The sequence below is a fragment of the Citrobacter freundii complex sp. CFNIH4 genome, assembly GCF_002934505.1.
GTDB lineage: Bacteria > Pseudomonadota > Gammaproteobacteria > Enterobacterales > Enterobacteriaceae > Citrobacter > Citrobacter freundii.
Genome location: NZ_CP026234.1, coordinates 107,090 through 122,689, shown reverse-complemented (window position 1 = coordinate 122,689; position 15,600 = coordinate 107,090). Strand labels below are relative to the sequence as shown.

The window sequence follows — 15,600 nt, the reverse complement described above, 5'->3', positions numbered from 1 at the left end:
AATATCGTCAGATTCCCTGTTTGTCACCCACCAGCCTCATGTTGTTATTGACCTAACTGCCATTCAATGGGAAGCAACAATGTTTAATTTAATCGCGAAGGCTAAAGAAGCAGGTTATCAATTCTGGATCAGTGCCTCCAAGGTACTGACAGTTACTACCGGAACCGAGATGGGGCTGACGATTATTAAAACTGTAACTGATATTAACCCTTGCTTGCTGGTGGCGGAGTTAATGAACCTTGGGATCACGTTATCCCCAGATAATAATTATTTCTGCTGGTTGGATAGCGAAGGTGTCCTTTGGGCCGTTGACCGCCACCATCTCTATCGAGGAAATACAGGGGAGCATGGGGTAAACTGGGATGTCGTCTATCATCACGGCATGGTAATTAATACCCCTGAGCAGGCATCCATCCTTTTCAAAATTCCCCACATTGGGCGCTTTACTGCCACTGTAATGTATAGCGCTGGCTATACACCCGACTGGGCTCTTCCAGCCTTTGTTGATTTTTCTGGTGAACCGGATCATGAAACAATACTGTCGTGGTTATCCGAGGTAGGCATTCGTAATGCAGGAATGCATCTCGAAGATATTGAGTTTCTTTCTGTTGAAGAAAATCCCGACGCTTATATCTCTCTTTAATGAGGTCTCTGTATGTCAAACGTTAAACCTTATTCCTGGGTAGTTCGCTTCGATGTTGCTCCTCAGTGGGTAGCTGACGGCTTTATCATGACAGATACCACAGCTCTCGAAATGCTATCTGATGTTATCAACTATGCAAACGATCACGAACTTGCCGCATTGGTTATTTCAGCACCCGATGCAGAAAGAATTTCCGAGGAGCAAGGCTATTTGGCTTCTAACAATGCGGAGCTAATGCGTCAGGTGCTAATCGGCTCACCGCAGGCATATGCTAAAGCATCTGTGGCAAATACCCTGCTAAAGGCTATAACCGCACTTGAGCAAACGCAGGATAATAAGCAGGTCGTTAAAGAACTGCATTCCAGCCTCGCTTTACTGACGGGCAATAAGCCTATTTCGGACATTATCTGGTTTCCAACCCCAGAATAATTCTTTCATAAAGAGCTTAAATCTTTAGCTCATTTATTTATGGATTTTCTATTCGTCAGCCACCCAGCGTGTGTTTAACTGAAGTTAGTAAACAAAACGAAAAACATACGCGGGGTGATTTATGAATACTGCAATTCATCAAGTACGAAATAACGTTCGTCGCACTACATCTGCACGTCCTGTTTGTTATCCAGTTCGCCCGCAGACAGAGAAAGAACTTTTTTCTGTAGGCCGCAGCCTCTGGTATCGCTACACCACTTCATTTGGCCCGTGCCGTGAAGTTCACCATCATCATGTGCAGCAGCTTGCACACCTGGTGGGTAAATCTGTTGGCTATGTTGAACATGCCATTAATCATTACCTCACGCATTGAACGAGGCGGCTTAATATGTCTACTCAAATCTATTGTGCGGTGCTTCGCCATTTCATGATGATGGCTGCATCCTCCCAGCACTCATTGATTGTGCTGAAGCAATTATATAACGCAGAGATTTCATCGAAAGCTCACCTGGCCGGTCTCTCCGTGTCCGAAGCTGAAGCGCTCCTGGCTCTACCATCCACCAGCTGGCGCAAACGCGATGATGTAATTCATGAGCTGAACATTCGCCTTAAGCAACTCACTAGCGTAGCCACACCGCCAGCTCAACAAGTCGCAAACTGAAGGAGTCTATAACATGCTGCCATTTCTCATTTTGCTGTTCTGCTCATCGCCTGAGACGGCGCGAATGATCCTAATCTACGCTACCGATGAATCTGCGGCCCGCCTCCAGGCGCTTGAAGATTTCGCACGTCTGAATGATTCGGGTTTTGCTGCTTCCGCCCAAACCCCATATGAGTGGGAGAATCCTCACGGTGACCAGCTCTTTATTGAGTCGGTATACCCGGTTCCATCCGGCGATTTATCTGCTATCCGCCGTATGCTCGGGGATGACGATGCCCCATATACCGACAAGCACCTTATTGCCGGTTTACTGGAGGACAGCCGACGTATCCAGATGATTGAACCGAATGCCGGTACTCTTTCTCGTATTGCTCAGGCAGAGCAGTACCTTCAGTAGACTTGTGTTCCGACCGCCCACCAGCAGGTGGGCTTCGGGCTAATTTCCTGTACGAGGTATGTATGCAAGGTACACCACGCTGGTGGCAGAACGGTCGTCGGGTGCAGGCCGTTCTCGCAGAGAATCAGACCGCAGATGTAAGGCTCAATATCGGCCCAGAAAATGACTTCTGGTTTACTGATGATGGTAATAATCCTGTTGCTGTGCTTAGGGTTATCGGCCCGGTCTGTCCACTGGATCCGCTAAAATTCACCTCCAGTATCACTGATGTCCTTCCTGAAGATGTCCATAGCTATAAAAAAGCCCTTCAGGAACACCAGATGATAAACCGGCCTGTCTCGTTCTATCTTGCACTTGCCGATGCCTGGTTGCTTGTTAACGAACAGCAGCCGGTTTACCAGTTCCGCATCCGAAACCAGTACAACGGCATGACTACTGAATGGAATTCCGTTGCCCGGGACAAAGTCATTGAAGTGATTAAGATGCAGCCGGAAACCGCTGAATTCCGGGTTCTCGTCCCATCGGCTCCTGAGCCTGCTGCGAATGCCCGGCAGTTGATCTCAGAAATTGAAGGTCTGCGTGAAGCTATTGGGAAACTCTACCCGGCAAATACTGATGTACGTCGTATTGCCAGAAACAGCGGCTGGATGCATGTATACGACGACACCAATGCCAAAATGAACTTTGCAGACAATGCCAGAAATACCCCTTATCTCGATGCCTTTGTGACTCAACTGCATCTCTTCCTCACAGATGATCGAGAGTAGATGTAAAACCTCCCTGAATCTTTCTGCTCTAACCAGCGCTGTCATATAGCATTTTTTTGACGGCGCTGCCGGTTGCGCTTTTATCAAACATGGTAAATACATTGTTTCATGCTGTCTGGCTCCCGGGCGCGGAGTTATCGTTGATGGAACCAAGTTGAGATATTCGAAATGAAAAGACCAACGGCACATAAAAATGACCGTCTGCCGGTGCGAAGATCTAACCCTACAACGCCTCAAGCAAGAGAGCGCGTTATTGCCGGGCTGGTGGCCTCAGCTACATCTGACTTCGTCTACCTCGTTCAGTGGCTGAAATCAGGAAAGCAGAACGGTGACCCTCTACAGCTATCCAGATGGGATAGCCTGAGAAATGCAATAAGCCACCTTGAGACGCTTGATGCTGGTGTACAACCTGACTGGCGCAAAGTCCTCACCCTGGTGTCGCGGGAAATTCATACCAGCCATAATGTCCAGGCGGTTGTTACTCCTCCGTCTAAAATCGCCGGTGGTATACTCAGCAACCTTAACGACATCAGCCAGAAGATAGCGACCGGGCTTGCTTCCCCTGACATGCTCGGCAGGCTCGATTATATGCTTCAGTTGACCGCAGGCCTGGCAGGTGGTGATGATCTGACGCAAAGCATCCGTAAGGTTTCAGACAGTGCAGAAAAAGCCCTACGTGGTTATGACAAGCCGCAGGCAAAGGCCAAAACGCCTAAACCGGCCCCACCAGCTCCTGCATTCCGGGATGATCAGACGTTCAGGCAAGAGTGTGCGCCACTGATTGGGGTTGATGACCTCTTTGTTCTGGCTAATTGCCTTATTGCGATGTCCGCCCGCCTGGGCCGTTCTCCTGTCAGCCTAGCGAAACGCGCAGCGGGTTTAAAAGGTGTGATTAAACCCGATATGCTGGCTGACCTGCTGGAGCTCTTACAGCAGGACGTGGATCTGACCGCCCTGGCCCCGCCACCCAGGGTTAAAGACGATAATAGCCGCAGTGATGGAGGTAAGCTCGTCGGTTTAACCGGGGTCGTCGAAGGTGGCGCGTCAATCGGTGCTGAAGCGCAGCGTATCATCACCGCAGAACTGAAGAAGCACTCGCCGCTCACTTCGGCGCAGCGCGTATCTTTCGATACCGCCCGTGCGGGTCTGGCGCTGGAGAGCGATACATTCCGGGTTATTGAAGAGATCAGACGTATTGCAGCATCACTCAACTGGAGACCGCTGGCTGTCGCGGCCCATGCCGCGCATAAATCGCCTGGTATCCGCCCGGAGATTGCCGGGGATGTGATCACGTTGCTGGCGCAGGATGAGGCCTTAACCACCAGCAAGCCTAGCCGTTAAGTACCTGCCGCGCTGACTACAGCTTACCTCGCGATATTGCACCAGCAGCTCAGAAATAATACCGGTATAAACGTCCGCGTTTTGCCGGTATTTTAATTCGCCCTATTTTTAGAATTAGCGATAATAGCGTTGCTTATTACGTATTTTTACACTCAGAAACCTTCGTCACATGAATAGGGTATGGTTCACTGAATAGACAAAGACGTTAAATCTGGTCAGCTACAGAAAGGAGGATTTATGTAAATGCTCTCGTTACGTTCAAACTCTTAAAAAACTGCCGCGCCTGCCTATATAAGCCAGGCTGTAGACCTGAAGTCTACAAATTTAGCGTTACTGACAATTCACAATCCAGTGAACCGGCCCACACTAAGGAGGTTATATGCGAACGCGTAACTTTAAATCTGAGTCTATGTAATCTGATCAGCTGGCGCTGCCGAGAATGGCGGACTCCGCTACCCCGGTGATAGACCGGGGTAGCAGGAAGAAAGAGTAACGATTTACCGGTTTTAAAACCAAATTTTCGTCAAATGGGATACAAGCGCCCAAGGCCGGTTCCCGTCTGACAGACCGAAGTTGTGATGTGTGCATCGCCCCCCTGGAAGTTGTTTTATTGAATTGCTGTGTGTAGTTTTGCGGGGATAATACCCCGCTTTTTTTTTGCTTATTCTTCTTCGTCACCCCACCTTCCTGTGCCATCATACGTATAGAAAATAACTTTTCACTTCTGACCCTTTTTCAGTTGAAGTCTTATGATTTGATATTCCGCTAATACACACACATTAAGGAATGAAAATGAGCAACGATATTCATAACAAAATTGCTGATGCTTTAGCTTCTGTTGGTTTAAAACTTTCCGATGGATATACCCGGGCCGCACTCTTACTGAAGATGAAAGGTTCAGTTAGTCTCAATTTTGCTGTTGATGGCAAACCTGTCACTGTCACTCTCCATATGACTGAATCGGGTGATGTTACTGCTACCACTGATTATGACGATTCAACCGCTACTGCCGCAGCAGCAGCCGCAGCCACTACAACGCCAACACAAGAGTCGGTGGAAAAACCAGCAGAAGAGTCGGTGGAAGAGCCAGAAAAAAGTAATACACGAAAAGGCCCAAGGCCTAAGTAATAACTGCGCTGGAACTACATGTTGGCATAATTATAAATATCAAAACTGGCGGGGTTAAATCCCCGCTTTTTTATGCCCGATTTCCTTCGTCACCTGAATACCCCGTGAGACTATAAGTAAACAAAACGAACAACACGGGGCAACGCCATGACCACCAGCAAAGAGAAAAATGTATTCTACGTTCACTACTATGAATCCGACTCCAGTGGTGGCGAACTGCCACTGATGCGCATTGAAGCGGAGAACGAAGATGAAGCCAACCTGATCTGTCTTCGCAACCTCGCGGATGTTTATGACGTTGATCATGACGACATCAGTCTTGAAGACGGCTTCGAAGTGAACGGCAATAGCGTTTATCTGCAAGGTATCTACCCGGCGACCTCAGAGCAGGCACTGGTAGTTGATGCGGTATTTAATATGACTTCTGTAGAACCAGTCGCTGAGGCTGTGACCGGCACGGCGGAATCCGCCTGCGGTATCAGCCTGGTCTCTGATAAGGTCTGGCTGGAAAGCTGGTTCGACCTCGAAGACAAATTTGCTGATCAGATGGCCCACGTCGCTGAAGATGACAAGTCTGATACACGCTTCTTGCTCTACCGTGACCAGGTCATCGATGTGCGTGAATGCGAGACATCTTCTGTCCCAGGCTGGGATCTCCAGTTCGGCTTGAGCGGCGGTACGCAGATGCTATTCATTCGCCTTTCTGATGATGGCGATCACGTTGCACTGGGTCTCGAATAACTGCTGCCTGCGCCCGGGCTTGTTTGCCCGGGTTGCTCCCCTCCCCTGAATCAAACCGAGTATCATGACATCATTCTGAGGAGTACCAGACGATGAGCGAAGTAAAGCACTTCAGCATCACGAAAACCGTTGATTTTTACATCAATGAAGCATCCCCGGAAATTATTGCGGGCCGCAGGATCTATCTGGAAACCGTATTGATTCCTCGCCTTCGTACCGGCCTTGCCGTGCTCAATAAGATGGGCCTGACCGAGCGTGAAGATATGGAGCTGCGCGATGTGTACCAGCGTGGCGTGGAATTTTTTGACAAATTGTTCGATGGCCCTGTCCCGCAGGCCAATACCACCACCAGCCACTAATCCGCAAATTTTGTCCTTTTTTTACCCGGCTCTGACTTCGTCACCCGGGTAACCAGTGATTTAATAAGTAAACAAAACGAACATACCAATAATCACTGGGGATGCACCATGTTTAAAAGTCTGTCTGAATTGATGACCAGCGTTGGCAAGACTGATGCGCATAAAGTCTCGATAGTCCAGGTTAAAACCGGTGTCACCTCGTGGGGCCGCAAAAACCAGTCATCCCGGCCTACGGCTGAATACCAGATCTGGATGGATACTCCTGACAACGACAGTCGTATCGTCCTGAAGCTGAATTTCGTGCTGAGTTCCCGCCGTAACCAGCCTGAGAAGAATGCGCCCCTGAATATTGAAATCAGCCAGTACGCTAACTGGGATACGGTGAAACGCGCCTGGGCGGAATGCGCTCCTGAACGCTATATGCGGCTGGAGAATGAAACGACAGATGAGTTTATGTCCACCAGCGGGGTCTGGGAAGAAGCATCCGTCATCACCAATGACATGCAGCCGGATTACCGCTACTTCTATCCAGGCACGTCCTATTACGTGGCAAACGACAGCTACTGAAGCCAGAAAACACACCATATAACCGAGGATCTACCATGACCGACGCTATCCAGACTGCCCCTGAAAGCTTCAGCCTTTCTTCCCTGACCGACCTGTATCGCACAGTGCAGGCAACCGAGTCCCACGCTCTTTCAATGATGCGTGTCCAGAGGGGGATCACCTCCTGGGGGAGCCGTCGTATAACTGACCGCCGAACTGAGGGGTTCACCGTCTTTCTGGATGCGCCGGATAACGCCAGCCGTATTACTGTTAAAACGGAGTTCGTGCTGAATGCAGCAAAGACCGGCCCTGATACGTCTAATGATCTGGTGGTGGAAGCGCGTGAACATTCAGGCTGGGATGAGAGCCGGAATTGTTTCACTGTTACCCGCGAGATCGGCGAACTGCGGGTTAATGCTGGTGGTGAAAATCATGCTGCTACACTTCGTCAGCTGTGGAAGCTGCTTCACGCGCAGGCAAAAGCCTACCAGTCCAGAAATACTGCCGGTAACGCCACCTGGCTTATGTTCTGATAAGCCCCGGGCATGGTAATGTGCGTCACGACATTACGCCGTGGCGCACTACGTTCGTTTAGAAGGAAATGAAGATGAAAATAAGCCAGCTGGAAGTCGGGATGAGTGTCTGGTCGGTTAGCCGGGTAAATATGGGCAACACCACACTTAAAACAGTTGTCGTCCACCCGGTCGTGATTGTCGAAGTCCATGATAACCACGTCATAGCCACCTGGAATGGTAACGCCCCGCGTCGTTTCGGTGAGTCCGTCGTTAAGGGCTGGAAGAAAGAAAAGCCGTTGCTGATCCGTGAAGGTTTCGGGCAAATGCGCCTGGCTACCAGGGAAGAGAAAGCGCTGGCTGGTAAGTAACCCCCTTCGTGACCTGTATGACCCGTGGTGTAATGGCTCCGACAACCTGGCAGTTTTCGCAACGCAACACTCTGCCGCAAATCACCCTCCACGGGGCCAGACAGGGAATACACGATGACCGATGCCATTCTCTCTGAAGAGCTGTACTTCAAATACCTCAACACCTACGAACGCGAAAGCAGGTTTCGCATTGACTCTTTTCGCTTTGATGGCGAGCCTCAGTGGACAACCAAATTCGGTCAAGCTCGCATCCGCCCTTCTCAGGTACGTGTACTGCTCTGCCGCTGCGGGGCAAACAACTGGAAAGACGATGGCAGGTTCGCCAATGAGTACTGCTGCGACAGCTGCGGACAGTTCGTGGAGGTGCTACAGCATAACGACCGTTGATTCGCGTCCCGGGGCCGGAGCTGATGGCTCACTGATAAACCATTTCAGACCGACATATTCATTCTGATAATACCCGACGTATCGCCTTCGTCACCTGCCGGGCCCGTGTTGTACTGGTATCAGTACAACATAAAACGAGATCACGGGGCGCATCATGCAGACACTGACCGACGTATTCAGCGATAAGGCGAATAAAGCCTTTCATTCGATTTTCGCCGATTTCCTGCCCACCAGCGCGGATGGGGTAATCACCTTTACGGTTCGCGGCTATGGCGGAAAAACTGCCTGCATGACCGTCCCCTCTGGAACCCCGGTTTTCGTCTTTGGCACTGAAGAGCTCGCCGACTTCCATCGCTCCGCCGTGGCGGGTGAATTCTACATCGTTGATCACGGTGGTTTCCGCACCCTGAATCAACAGGTAGAACGTGGCCGCGTCCCAGTCATCTACGACATCCTCTGAAGGGATCCGATTATGGCAATCGACACAGTTTACCGCCTGCGGCTCGATTTCGACGTGTATAACGGCGATGTCATCGACACCAAAGAGCAGGAAGACAAAGACCAGATCTCCATTGCGAAAATCACCCAATTTATCTTCGATGCCTCCGTTCGGCTCAAGCTTGATGCCTGCGAAACCAGCGATGGCGGGCCAGCACATGGGCCTTACTGTGTTCTTGAGCACTGCAACCGAGCTGTACTGGAACAGGCCGAAACTGAAATTAAACGCTATGTGAGACGCTTTAAAGGCCATTCACTGGAAGACTGATGAACCCGGTACATCCACCAGCATGAGGATGTACCTGACTTCGATAGCCGCTGCCGGGCTGTGCCTCCTGAGCAGCAGAGGACAAGGTACGGATATGCCAGACAATAAACCCCGGATGACTGCCGCTGAAATGACTGAGCGAGCCTATCACTTCTTCCTGGACGCAAAGGGTCTGTCCCCTCGTGCCGGGCAGGTAGACATGATGGCGTTTTGCAGCGCAGTCGTTAACGCTACCCCCGCTGAGGAGCAGTATCGCGTCGGGGTTATTGAGGCCGGTACGGGGACAGGGAAAACACTCGGGTATTGTCTGCCGCTGATCCCCCTGGCGATGGAAAAGCATAAGACGCTGATCATCTCCACGGCAACCGTTGCGCTTCAGGAACAAATCATCTCCAAGGATCTGCCAGAAATACAGGCGAGAGCGGGCCTGAGCTTCTCCTATGCGATGGCGAAGGGCCGTAGCCGTTACTTCTGCCAGATGCGCTGTGACGTTCATATGGAAAGCGAGATGAATGCCTATGGCTACATCCGCGATGATGTGGAGGATATCAGCAAGGCCTTTGCTGGTGGTCACTGGACAGGAGAGCGTGATTCCTATCCTGATGAGATCAATGAGGCGGTATGGGGTCGGGTCAATGCTATTGGCAGTCAGTGCCCTAAAAAGCGTTGCCCACATTATCACCGTTGTCCGTTCTTCCTCGCCCGCGCCCTGCTGGAGTCGGTGGATGTGGTTATCGCCAACCATGACATCGTATTGTCTGACCTGTCACTGGGAGGCGGTATTATCCTTCCCCCGCAGGAAGAGTCCATTTATGTGTTCGACGAAGGTCACCACGTTCCGCAGAAAGCAATTAACCACTTTGCGACCTCCGCCTCTCTCGATGCCAGCAGGCATTTCATGAGCGAAATCTTCGACATGGTAATGACCATGCCAGAGTCCTACGGCGGGACTATGGAAAAGCACGTGCAGCAGCTGGTGGAGCTTGCGGGCCATGCCGGTGATGAGCTCGGTGAGCTGCGGGGGACACTTTTACGCTCCCTGAACTGGCGAAACGATCACGAAATGCCAAATGGCACGGAATCGGACATCTATCGCTTCCCGGAAGGTTTCGTTCCTGAAGATATTGCGGCCCTGTTTAAGCCTGGGTTAAAGACAGTAAACGAGATGCAGAATATCGTTGTGAAAATGACGGCGATTGTAGATGAGGCCGGGCGGGATATCAGCGAGGAAGAACTGGCCCTTCAAAAGATGGCTGTCGGCGAGCTGGCAAATCGCCTGGCGGGTATGCATCAGGCTCTGGCCTCATACTGCGGGAATAAAACCGTCTCTGGTATGCCTATGGCCCGGTGGATTAACGTCCGTCGTACTAAACGCAGCACCGAAGTGGTGATTAATTGCAGTCCGGTCTATGCGGGCGAACACCTGAAATCCGAGCTCTGGTCGAAGGCTTATGCCACCATTGTGACCTCGGCAACAATCCGCTCCCTTAGCAAGTTTGACGCATTCCTGGAGCAGGCCGGTCTTCCAGTCGATACACCTACCCTGCTGGCCCGCAGCCCGTTTGATTACCAGAACAACGGCGTGTTGTTCATCCCCCGTATGCGCTCGGTTCCGACCAATCATGAAGAACATACGGCGGAGATCATCGAACTCCTTCCCAAACTGGTGCTTCGGCTTCAGGGTTGCCTCGTGCTGTTCGCCTCCCGCAGGCAGATGGAAGAAGTCAGCAAGGCGATGCCTCAACACATTTCACCGCTTCTGCTGATACAGGGGGCACTTCCAAAACGGGAAATACTGCTGCGCCATAAGCTCAGAATCGACCGTGGTGAGCCGAGCATTATCTTTGGTATGGCTTCTTTCAGTGAAGGGGTGGATCTGCCTGGCGTGTACTGCAACAACGTCATCATTGCCAAGCTGCCTTTTAGCGTTCCGACCGACCCGGTGGGCCAGACCCTGACGGAGTGGCTGGAGAAAAACGGGCGTGATGCTTTCCGGGAAATCTCGATACCGGAGGCCTGCCTCAAACTGACCCAGTCCGTTGGTCGGCTTATCCGCACAGAGAGCGATACCGGCGCGGTGACTATCCTGGATAAACGCCTGAAGACAAAAGCCTACGGGAAAGACATCCTCGCATCCCTGCCCCCTTTCAGGCGCGAAATTCGTTAATCAACAGTCGAGAGGTTGCTATGCATAAAATTGAATGCCCACGCTGTCTGGGTGGTAAGGGTGAGATCCGAGCGTTCCGGCACGTTCAAGGCGGTGTGTGTTTTCGCTGCAAGGGCCGGGGGTATGTCGAGGTGAAAACCATCCCGAAGCCTTCTATCCGGTTTGTTGCTATGCAGAAATGGGCAAATCCAGAGGACGTTAACTACAACAATGGGGATTTTATCAGGACGTTCTATTTCAAGGCCCGAAGTCAGGCTGAAGCAACAAAGAAGCTTCAGAAAAAACTCGGCGCGTCAGGTCGTGAGTTTTATGCCACTCCTGCGGATGATGTCCAGCAATAAATGGGGGCGTTTTGTAGTGGTTTATTCACTCTGAAATCTATCACTCTGGTTATGATTGGTTTCGAAACAAATGACAGGTGGTAACACATGAAAAACCAGGCTAAAACACAACATTCTGTTTTTAAGTTCATTCGAGCTGCGATTCCGGTAACAGTTCTATCGGCTATACAGTACGCTGTCATTTCTACATTGCTGGTGGTTGGAAAAATTGACCTTCAATGGTCGGAACTCGCTACATCACTTCCGTTATGTATTATTGCAATATTCTCAACAGCATTTGTATTTTACGACCCAAATGAATATGAGTACTTTCTTTCAGTGCTGGGAATGCTTACCGTTTGGGTTTTAGTGTTTATTGCATCAATACTCCTACTTGTAATCGCGCGAGGTTTTTCCTTCATCACAAGCAATTATGTAACATATGCTGAATTGGCTTCCTATTCCATACAGATAGGAATGATGATTGTATTTTACTTCAAGAGGGATAGTCTTAATCAACAGACCCTATAGATACAGTATTTCGCGATTAATATTATCATTGAACATTAACGCACAAAATTTACCCCCACGTCATACAAGGTTACCGATGCAATGAAAAATAAAATTATCGATGCAAAACTTGCATTTTTTAAAGTAGAGGGAACTCCAAGTACTGGTCACGTTGTGGTTATCGGGAAACCATCATCTGGGAAAAGTTTCTGCCTTACTGATGAAATAACGCGTTTGTTAAAAGCAGGTAAAAACCACGAAAATTAATTTGAATATTGCAAGCGGGGTTTGCTATGACATCAATTATTACCACTTTATATGAAAAACTTTCATTTCGTGTGCTCGCAGTTCCGCTGATTATTTTCAGCATTGAATTTTTGATATGGGCAGTGCTTATTCGAGAAAATGTTATATCCGGGGACTGGCCTTTGTATAGAACTTGTTTGTTCGCTTGTTTTTCCTCGCTGATTATAACTGGATTCACATTCCAGAATCCTGAAGGCAGTGATTTCCTAAAGGCAGCAGCAGGTCTCCTTGGATGTCTGGCCTTGGGGGGATTGATAATTATTATTTATTATATTGGCACTCTCGAATTTCCGATTATCACTGCCAAGATGGTTTGGATTTTCATGATGGCAAGCTTTACGTCTCAGCTTTTCACTTGCCTGATGAAATCGATGACTGATTAATTTGAAGTTCAGCAAAAACAATTGCAGAGCAAAGTTATTTATTCACTCATTTTGCGATCTAAGTATGCTTACGCTGAAGTAACCGAAAAGTACCTTTCTTGAAAAGTTTTTTCGGGATTTTAGGAGAAATGGATAATGGCATTCTCACTTACTTTCCATCAATACATTCTGGAGTAATAACATGTTTACTTTAGTTCTCGTGATTGGGCTTTATTCAAGTGGTCTTAATCCAAGTGGTGTCACCTCTCAGAAAATACCTGACTACAAAACCTATGATGAATGCCAGAGTGCCGCGCCTAAAGCAAAGCGTGGGGAAACTATCACCATCTTAAGTTATTGCATTCCCCAGCCTGCGGATAAGACAAAGGCGTAAAGGCTTCGCTATATGTGAATTATCGAAGGGGTGTCCATTTCATACCCGATTACTTCGTCAATTGTCGACCGGTGGGATAATAGGATTAAAACAGTTTTTAGCTTCACGATATTATGGAGAAACCGCCGTCATGCACCCATTCGATTCGGTCAGAGTAAAACTGAGTTTTGCCGGAAAGCCACCAGCGGCTTTACTGCAAAGCGCCCTATTTCTTGAAAATCAGCGTCCCGAATCCTCCAGTTGGAGCGACCCGGGCACGGCGGGTAATACACTGCTTCGCGACATCCTCCGGTCACAACCGGTTGAACTGAGCACTCTACAAGGCGTGGTTAATCTGACTACTGGCAACCTCGGTAAAGCCGAATGTAGTGAGTTGCTTGCACTGATGGGCCTTCGTAGCTTCGGTGAAGAAGCTGCTGAGTTAATGGTTCGCAATGCGTCAATGGTTTTTGCGAGTGGACAGGCTAATGCAAAGAACCTGATTCGCATGGAAGTCACTAAATCACACCTTACTTCTGATAAGCAGGTCATTGTCAGTACTGAAACCCTTGAGCGGCGTATGTACGTCATGAACAGCAACGGTATCTGCTTCGTCGTTGAGCCTGAGATCTGCCTTGATGCCGAGAAACTGCCGGGCGCGGATTTCTTTATCACTGAAGACGAAATGGATGCTGCGGGCGTGAGCCGCTGGGGTGAAAACGGCAGTCAGCACTGGCGATGCATGGTTACCTGGTTCAATGGCAGTAGCACCATCATGAACGAAATGGGACACATGTACGAGCTCGGTGATGAACCTGAAATTCGGCTCAATAGCTTCGGTGGATAAAGCCCACCAGCGAGGAAATACGATGAGACACGATAACGTCAAGCCCTGCCCTTTCTGCGGTTGTTCATCTATCCGGGTTCGGGAGATTTCGAATAATTTTCGCGCCTGCTGCAATTCCTGTGAGGCCACGGTGGCGTTTCAGGACTCCGAACAAGCCGCTGTGACGCGCTGGAATACCCGCGCTGAAGAGAAACAATCTGGCGGACTCCAGTCAGCATAAATTAAGCCCCGGGCTGCTCTGGGCCTGAATACCGATAAGAGGAAACACCGACATGAAATTTTACATCAGCGACGTTTTATGGAAATCCGGGCAGGCATTCATTTTCTCGTTTGTCACTGCTCCGGCAGTTGCGTTACTGCTCATTCTGTTCTGCACAGTTCTTACCAGTTCACCATCCAAGGTCTTCCTCGATCAGGCCCGTAGTCTGGTTGGAAATGCCACCAGCACCTCGGTCATGGTTTGCCCTGAAGAGAAAGCAGTGTTTGCCGCGTTCCGCTCCTCAGAATGCCAGCGACACGTGGTGAATGCCGATGATGCCATTAAACAATGGGACTCGCTGTTGCTCAAAGGCTACCTGATAGTGGCGGGTATCGCTCTTATCTGCTGGATGGTAAGCGAGGCAGTTAACTACCGCAGAAAGCCGTGGCGCTATGGGATCCGTCCCTCTGATATGACATTTAGCTATACAAAACTCGTGCCGAAAGAATCCGATGATGACGCGGATAAATAACCACTCATTTAGCACGGCAGACAGCCGGTCAATGCCAGCAGCACAGGGGGCAGTATGGGTAGACCTACAGGCAATATCGTCAGACTCACAAAATCAACAGGCCGCAGCAGCGACTTTTTCGGGCCATGTGAGTTGTGTGGAAAACATATGTCAGAAGCATTCCGTACCCGAAAAGCGCGTGAGTGGCAGCGTGAAAATGGCGAACTCTATTACGGCCATGATTCCGCCGTCATGTATGCACATGAAAAATGCATTCTGAATCTGGAAAGCAAATTTACCTCAAATTAACGACTGGTGAGATTTATGAAAATACCTCTGGGTAAGACGTTCCCAATTTTTTTTATCTTATTGGTGGTGGTGCTGGGGGGCGCTATCGCCGAGAAACTGCTATGGGAGGGACACCTCTATCCCGATTTTCTTATCAGTGATGCCTATGTGGCGAAAGATACTCAATTGCAGGCCAGTAACGACACAACACTGTTGAAGCAGTGCTACGCTCAGCACTTAACTGGATGTGAAAAGTATTATAGAAGCTTCAGCCAACTGGAGGTCAGGGGTAACGATCTCAAGTCGCTGTGTAAAGTCCTGACAAATAACACTGATCTGGACGTCTTTCAGAGTGATGCTCAATTGCTGGTTCGTTGCTCACGATGGAATGTTTTCCGTGTAATTCCATTTAAACCTACAGATAACGCAACTGATAAATTTAAGCCAATGGTCGATATGGTTGGGAGCTGGATGGCCTACAACCGGCTCTCAAAAGAGCTACTTCATGAAGATCCGGTCGATATCTTTTTTGTTGGACTGGATGAGGGAAAAAAGCAACTATCCCTGAAATATTGCTTTACCGGGGTTGATCAAATTCCTCCTCAAGTAGCTTTCCAGCGATGTGACACCGAGTCGGATACGACTAAAACCCAGAGTGACAAATCATGA

Annotated in this window: 27 protein-coding genes; all 27 read left to right on the top strand. The window is 49.4% G+C overall.

The window, feature by feature from the left end; all coding sequences use genetic code 11:
• The first annotated feature begins 79 nt into the window (after window positions 1–79).
• Window positions 80–643, top strand: a complete 564-nt coding sequence (locus C2U41_RS28365) for a hypothetical protein (RefSeq protein WP_007372259.1) — start codon at window positions 80–82, stop codon at window positions 641–643.
• A 12-nt stretch (window positions 644–655) separates the two neighbouring features.
• Entirely contained in the window at window positions 656–1,072 is a 417-nt protein-coding gene (locus C2U41_RS29605; RefSeq protein ID WP_016241566.1) for a hypothetical protein, read from the top strand.
• A 121-nt stretch (window positions 1,073–1,193) separates the two neighbouring features.
• Window positions 1,194–1,445, top strand: a complete 252-nt coding sequence (locus C2U41_RS28355) for a hypothetical protein (RefSeq protein WP_007372261.1) — start codon at window positions 1,194–1,196, stop codon at window positions 1,443–1,445.
• Between the two features lie 15 nt (window positions 1,446–1,460).
• Entirely contained in the window at window positions 1,461–1,733 is a 273-nt protein-coding gene (locus tag C2U41_RS28350; RefSeq protein WP_016241565.1) for a hypothetical protein, read from the top strand.
• 13 nt (window positions 1,734–1,746) lie between these two features.
• Window positions 1,747–2,130, top strand: coding sequence for a hypothetical protein (locus tag C2U41_RS28345; RefSeq protein ID WP_007372262.1), 384 nt, complete (start codon window positions 1,747–1,749; stop codon window positions 2,128–2,130).
• Window positions 2,131–2,192: 62 nt separating this feature from the next.
• Window positions 2,193–2,897 (top strand): hypothetical protein, encoded by a 705-nt coding sequence (locus C2U41_RS28340; protein ID WP_007372263.1) that lies wholly within the window; start codon window positions 2,193–2,195, stop codon window positions 2,895–2,897.
• 168 nt (window positions 2,898–3,065) lie between these two features.
• A complete protein-coding gene (locus tag C2U41_RS28335; protein ID WP_048213837.1) occupies window positions 3,066–4,238 on the top strand; it encodes a hypothetical protein in 1,173 nt (390 codons plus the stop codon).
• Window positions 4,239–5,030: 792 nt separating this feature from the next.
• On the top strand, window positions 5,031–5,366 hold the full coding sequence (locus C2U41_RS28325; RefSeq protein WP_007372266.1) for a hypothetical protein: 336 nt from the start codon (window positions 5,031–5,033) through the stop codon (window positions 5,364–5,366).
• Between the two features lie 147 nt (window positions 5,367–5,513).
• The gene (locus tag C2U41_RS28320; RefSeq protein WP_007372267.1) at window positions 5,514–6,107 is read left to right on the top strand and encodes a hypothetical protein; all 594 of its coding nucleotides are present in this window, start codon (window positions 5,514–5,516) and stop codon (window positions 6,105–6,107) included.
• A 92-nt stretch (window positions 6,108–6,199) separates the two neighbouring features.
• Window positions 6,200–6,466: a hypothetical protein gene (locus C2U41_RS28315; RefSeq protein WP_007372268.1), complete on the top strand. Its 267-nt coding sequence runs from the start codon at window positions 6,200–6,202 to the stop codon at window positions 6,464–6,466.
• Window positions 6,467–6,574: 108 nt separating this feature from the next.
• Window positions 6,575–7,033, top strand: a complete 459-nt coding sequence (locus C2U41_RS28310; RefSeq protein WP_007372269.1) for a hypothetical protein — start codon at window positions 6,575–6,577, stop codon at window positions 7,031–7,033.
• Window positions 7,034–7,068: 35 nt separating this feature from the next.
• Window positions 7,069–7,545 (top strand): hypothetical protein, encoded by a 477-nt coding sequence (locus C2U41_RS28305; RefSeq protein WP_007372270.1) that lies wholly within the window; start codon window positions 7,069–7,071, stop codon window positions 7,543–7,545.
• Between the two features lie 74 nt (window positions 7,546–7,619).
• A complete protein-coding gene (locus C2U41_RS28300; protein WP_007372271.1) occupies window positions 7,620–7,895 on the top strand; it encodes a hypothetical protein in 276 nt (91 codons plus the stop codon).
• Window positions 7,896–8,009: 114 nt separating this feature from the next.
• Entirely contained in the window at window positions 8,010–8,282 is a 273-nt protein-coding gene (locus tag C2U41_RS28295) for a hypothetical protein (protein WP_007372272.1), read from the top strand.
• 154 nt (window positions 8,283–8,436) lie between these two features.
• The gene (locus C2U41_RS29425; RefSeq protein ID WP_016241563.1) at window positions 8,437–8,742 is read left to right on the top strand and encodes a hypothetical protein; all 306 of its coding nucleotides are present in this window, start codon (window positions 8,437–8,439) and stop codon (window positions 8,740–8,742) included.
• 12 nt (window positions 8,743–8,754) lie between these two features.
• Window positions 8,755–9,048 carry a hypothetical protein gene (locus C2U41_RS28285; RefSeq protein ID WP_007372274.1) on the top strand — a complete coding sequence of 98 codons (294 nt, stop codon included), beginning with the start codon at window positions 8,755–8,757 and terminating at the stop codon, window positions 9,046–9,048.
• 94 nt (window positions 9,049–9,142) lie between these two features.
• Window positions 9,143–11,215, top strand: a complete 2,073-nt coding sequence (gene dinG / locus C2U41_RS28280) for an ATP-dependent DNA helicase DinG (protein WP_016241562.1) — start codon at window positions 9,143–9,145, stop codon at window positions 11,213–11,215.
• A 20-nt stretch (window positions 11,216–11,235) separates the two neighbouring features.
• Window positions 11,236–11,556, top strand: a complete 321-nt coding sequence (locus C2U41_RS28275) for a hypothetical protein (RefSeq protein WP_016241561.1) — start codon at window positions 11,236–11,238, stop codon at window positions 11,554–11,556.
• Window positions 11,557–11,643: 87 nt separating this feature from the next.
• The gene (locus C2U41_RS28270; RefSeq protein WP_024196082.1) at window positions 11,644–12,066 is read left to right on the top strand and encodes a hypothetical protein; all 423 of its coding nucleotides are present in this window, start codon (window positions 11,644–11,646) and stop codon (window positions 12,064–12,066) included.
• 81 nt (window positions 12,067–12,147) lie between these two features.
• Window positions 12,148–12,312, top strand: a complete 165-nt coding sequence (locus C2U41_RS29600; protein WP_007372277.1) for a hypothetical protein — start codon at window positions 12,148–12,150, stop codon at window positions 12,310–12,312.
• Between the two features lie 26 nt (window positions 12,313–12,338).
• Entirely contained in the window at window positions 12,339–12,734 is a 396-nt protein-coding gene (locus C2U41_RS28265) for a hypothetical protein (RefSeq protein WP_024196081.1), read from the top strand.
• A gap of 181 nt (window positions 12,735–12,915) precedes the next feature.
• Window positions 12,916–13,107: a hypothetical protein gene (locus tag C2U41_RS28260; RefSeq protein ID WP_016241560.1), complete on the top strand. Its 192-nt coding sequence runs from the start codon at window positions 12,916–12,918 to the stop codon at window positions 13,105–13,107.
• A gap of 130 nt (window positions 13,108–13,237) precedes the next feature.
• On the top strand, window positions 13,238–13,933 hold the full coding sequence (locus tag C2U41_RS28255) for a hypothetical protein (protein WP_007372278.1): 696 nt from the start codon (window positions 13,238–13,240) through the stop codon (window positions 13,931–13,933).
• Window positions 13,896–14,153 (top strand): Lar family restriction alleviation protein, encoded by a 258-nt coding sequence (locus C2U41_RS28250; RefSeq protein WP_306083951.1) that lies wholly within the window; start codon window positions 13,896–13,898, stop codon window positions 14,151–14,153. The genes C2U41_RS28255 and C2U41_RS28250 overlap by 38 nt, the downstream gene beginning before the upstream one ends.
• Before the next feature lie 52 nt (window positions 14,154–14,205).
• Window positions 14,206–14,664, top strand: a complete 459-nt coding sequence (locus tag C2U41_RS28245) for a hypothetical protein (protein ID WP_008786599.1) — start codon at window positions 14,206–14,208, stop codon at window positions 14,662–14,664.
• Window positions 14,665–14,811: 147 nt separating this feature from the next.
• Window positions 14,812–14,952 (top strand): hypothetical protein, encoded by a 141-nt coding sequence (locus C2U41_RS29595; RefSeq protein WP_007372281.1) that lies wholly within the window; start codon window positions 14,812–14,814, stop codon window positions 14,950–14,952.
• Between the two features lie 15 nt (window positions 14,953–14,967).
• Window positions 14,968–15,600 (top strand): hypothetical protein, encoded by a 633-nt coding sequence (locus C2U41_RS28240; RefSeq protein WP_007372282.1) that lies wholly within the window; start codon window positions 14,968–14,970, stop codon window positions 15,598–15,600.

What these genes read in the sequence shown, in the direction of transcription:
- C2U41_RS28365 (WP_007372259.1), top strand. Translation starts at nt 80, where the DNA reads ATGTTTAATTTAATCGCGAAGGCTAAAGAAGCAGGTTATCAATTCTGG.
- C2U41_RS29605 (WP_016241566.1), top strand. Translation starts at nt 656, where the DNA reads ATGTCAAACGTTAAACCTTATTCCTGGGTAGTTCGCTTCGATGTTGCT.
- C2U41_RS28355 (WP_007372261.1), top strand. Translation starts at nt 1,194, where the DNA reads ATGAATACTGCAATTCATCAAGTACGAAATAACGTTCGTCGCACTACA.
- C2U41_RS28350 (WP_016241565.1), top strand. Translation starts at nt 1,461, where the DNA reads ATGTCTACTCAAATCTATTGTGCGGTGCTTCGCCATTTCATGATGATG.
- C2U41_RS28345 (WP_007372262.1), top strand. Translation starts at nt 1,747, where the DNA reads ATGCTGCCATTTCTCATTTTGCTGTTCTGCTCATCGCCTGAGACGGCG.
- C2U41_RS28340 (WP_007372263.1), top strand. Translation starts at nt 2,193, where the DNA reads ATGCAAGGTACACCACGCTGGTGGCAGAACGGTCGTCGGGTGCAGGCC.
- C2U41_RS28335 (WP_048213837.1), top strand. Translation starts at nt 3,066, where the DNA reads ATGAAAAGACCAACGGCACATAAAAATGACCGTCTGCCGGTGCGAAGA.
- C2U41_RS28325 (WP_007372266.1), top strand. Translation starts at nt 5,031, where the DNA reads ATGAGCAACGATATTCATAACAAAATTGCTGATGCTTTAGCTTCTGTT.
- C2U41_RS28320 (WP_007372267.1), top strand. Translation starts at nt 5,514, where the DNA reads ATGACCACCAGCAAAGAGAAAAATGTATTCTACGTTCACTACTATGAA.
- C2U41_RS28315 (WP_007372268.1), top strand. Translation starts at nt 6,200, where the DNA reads ATGAGCGAAGTAAAGCACTTCAGCATCACGAAAACCGTTGATTTTTAC.
- C2U41_RS28310 (WP_007372269.1), top strand. Translation starts at nt 6,575, where the DNA reads ATGTTTAAAAGTCTGTCTGAATTGATGACCAGCGTTGGCAAGACTGAT.
- C2U41_RS28305 (WP_007372270.1), top strand. Translation starts at nt 7,069, where the DNA reads ATGACCGACGCTATCCAGACTGCCCCTGAAAGCTTCAGCCTTTCTTCC.
- C2U41_RS28300 (WP_007372271.1), top strand. Translation starts at nt 7,620, where the DNA reads ATGAAAATAAGCCAGCTGGAAGTCGGGATGAGTGTCTGGTCGGTTAGC.
- C2U41_RS28295 (WP_007372272.1), top strand. Translation starts at nt 8,010, where the DNA reads ATGACCGATGCCATTCTCTCTGAAGAGCTGTACTTCAAATACCTCAAC.
- C2U41_RS29425 (WP_016241563.1), top strand. Translation starts at nt 8,437, where the DNA reads ATGCAGACACTGACCGACGTATTCAGCGATAAGGCGAATAAAGCCTTT.
- C2U41_RS28285 (WP_007372274.1), top strand. Translation starts at nt 8,755, where the DNA reads ATGGCAATCGACACAGTTTACCGCCTGCGGCTCGATTTCGACGTGTAT.
- dinG (WP_016241562.1), top strand. Translation starts at nt 9,143, where the DNA reads ATGCCAGACAATAAACCCCGGATGACTGCCGCTGAAATGACTGAGCGA.
- C2U41_RS28275 (WP_016241561.1), top strand. Translation starts at nt 11,236, where the DNA reads ATGCATAAAATTGAATGCCCACGCTGTCTGGGTGGTAAGGGTGAGATC.
- C2U41_RS28270 (WP_024196082.1), top strand. Translation starts at nt 11,644, where the DNA reads ATGAAAAACCAGGCTAAAACACAACATTCTGTTTTTAAGTTCATTCGA.
- C2U41_RS29600 (WP_007372277.1), top strand. Translation starts at nt 12,148, where the DNA reads ATGAAAAATAAAATTATCGATGCAAAACTTGCATTTTTTAAAGTAGAG.
- C2U41_RS28265 (WP_024196081.1), top strand. Translation starts at nt 12,339, where the DNA reads ATGACATCAATTATTACCACTTTATATGAAAAACTTTCATTTCGTGTG.
- C2U41_RS28260 (WP_016241560.1), top strand. Translation starts at nt 12,916, where the DNA reads ATGTTTACTTTAGTTCTCGTGATTGGGCTTTATTCAAGTGGTCTTAAT.
- C2U41_RS28255 (WP_007372278.1), top strand. Translation starts at nt 13,238, where the DNA reads ATGCACCCATTCGATTCGGTCAGAGTAAAACTGAGTTTTGCCGGAAAG.
- C2U41_RS28250 (WP_306083951.1), top strand. Translation starts at nt 13,896, where the DNA reads ATGAACCTGAAATTCGGCTCAATAGCTTCGGTGGATAAAGCCCACCAG.
- C2U41_RS28245 (WP_008786599.1), top strand. Translation starts at nt 14,206, where the DNA reads ATGAAATTTTACATCAGCGACGTTTTATGGAAATCCGGGCAGGCATTC.
- C2U41_RS29595 (WP_007372281.1), top strand. Translation starts at nt 14,812, where the DNA reads ATGTCAGAAGCATTCCGTACCCGAAAAGCGCGTGAGTGGCAGCGTGAA.
- C2U41_RS28240 (WP_007372282.1), top strand. Translation starts at nt 14,968, where the DNA reads ATGAAAATACCTCTGGGTAAGACGTTCCCAATTTTTTTTATCTTATTG.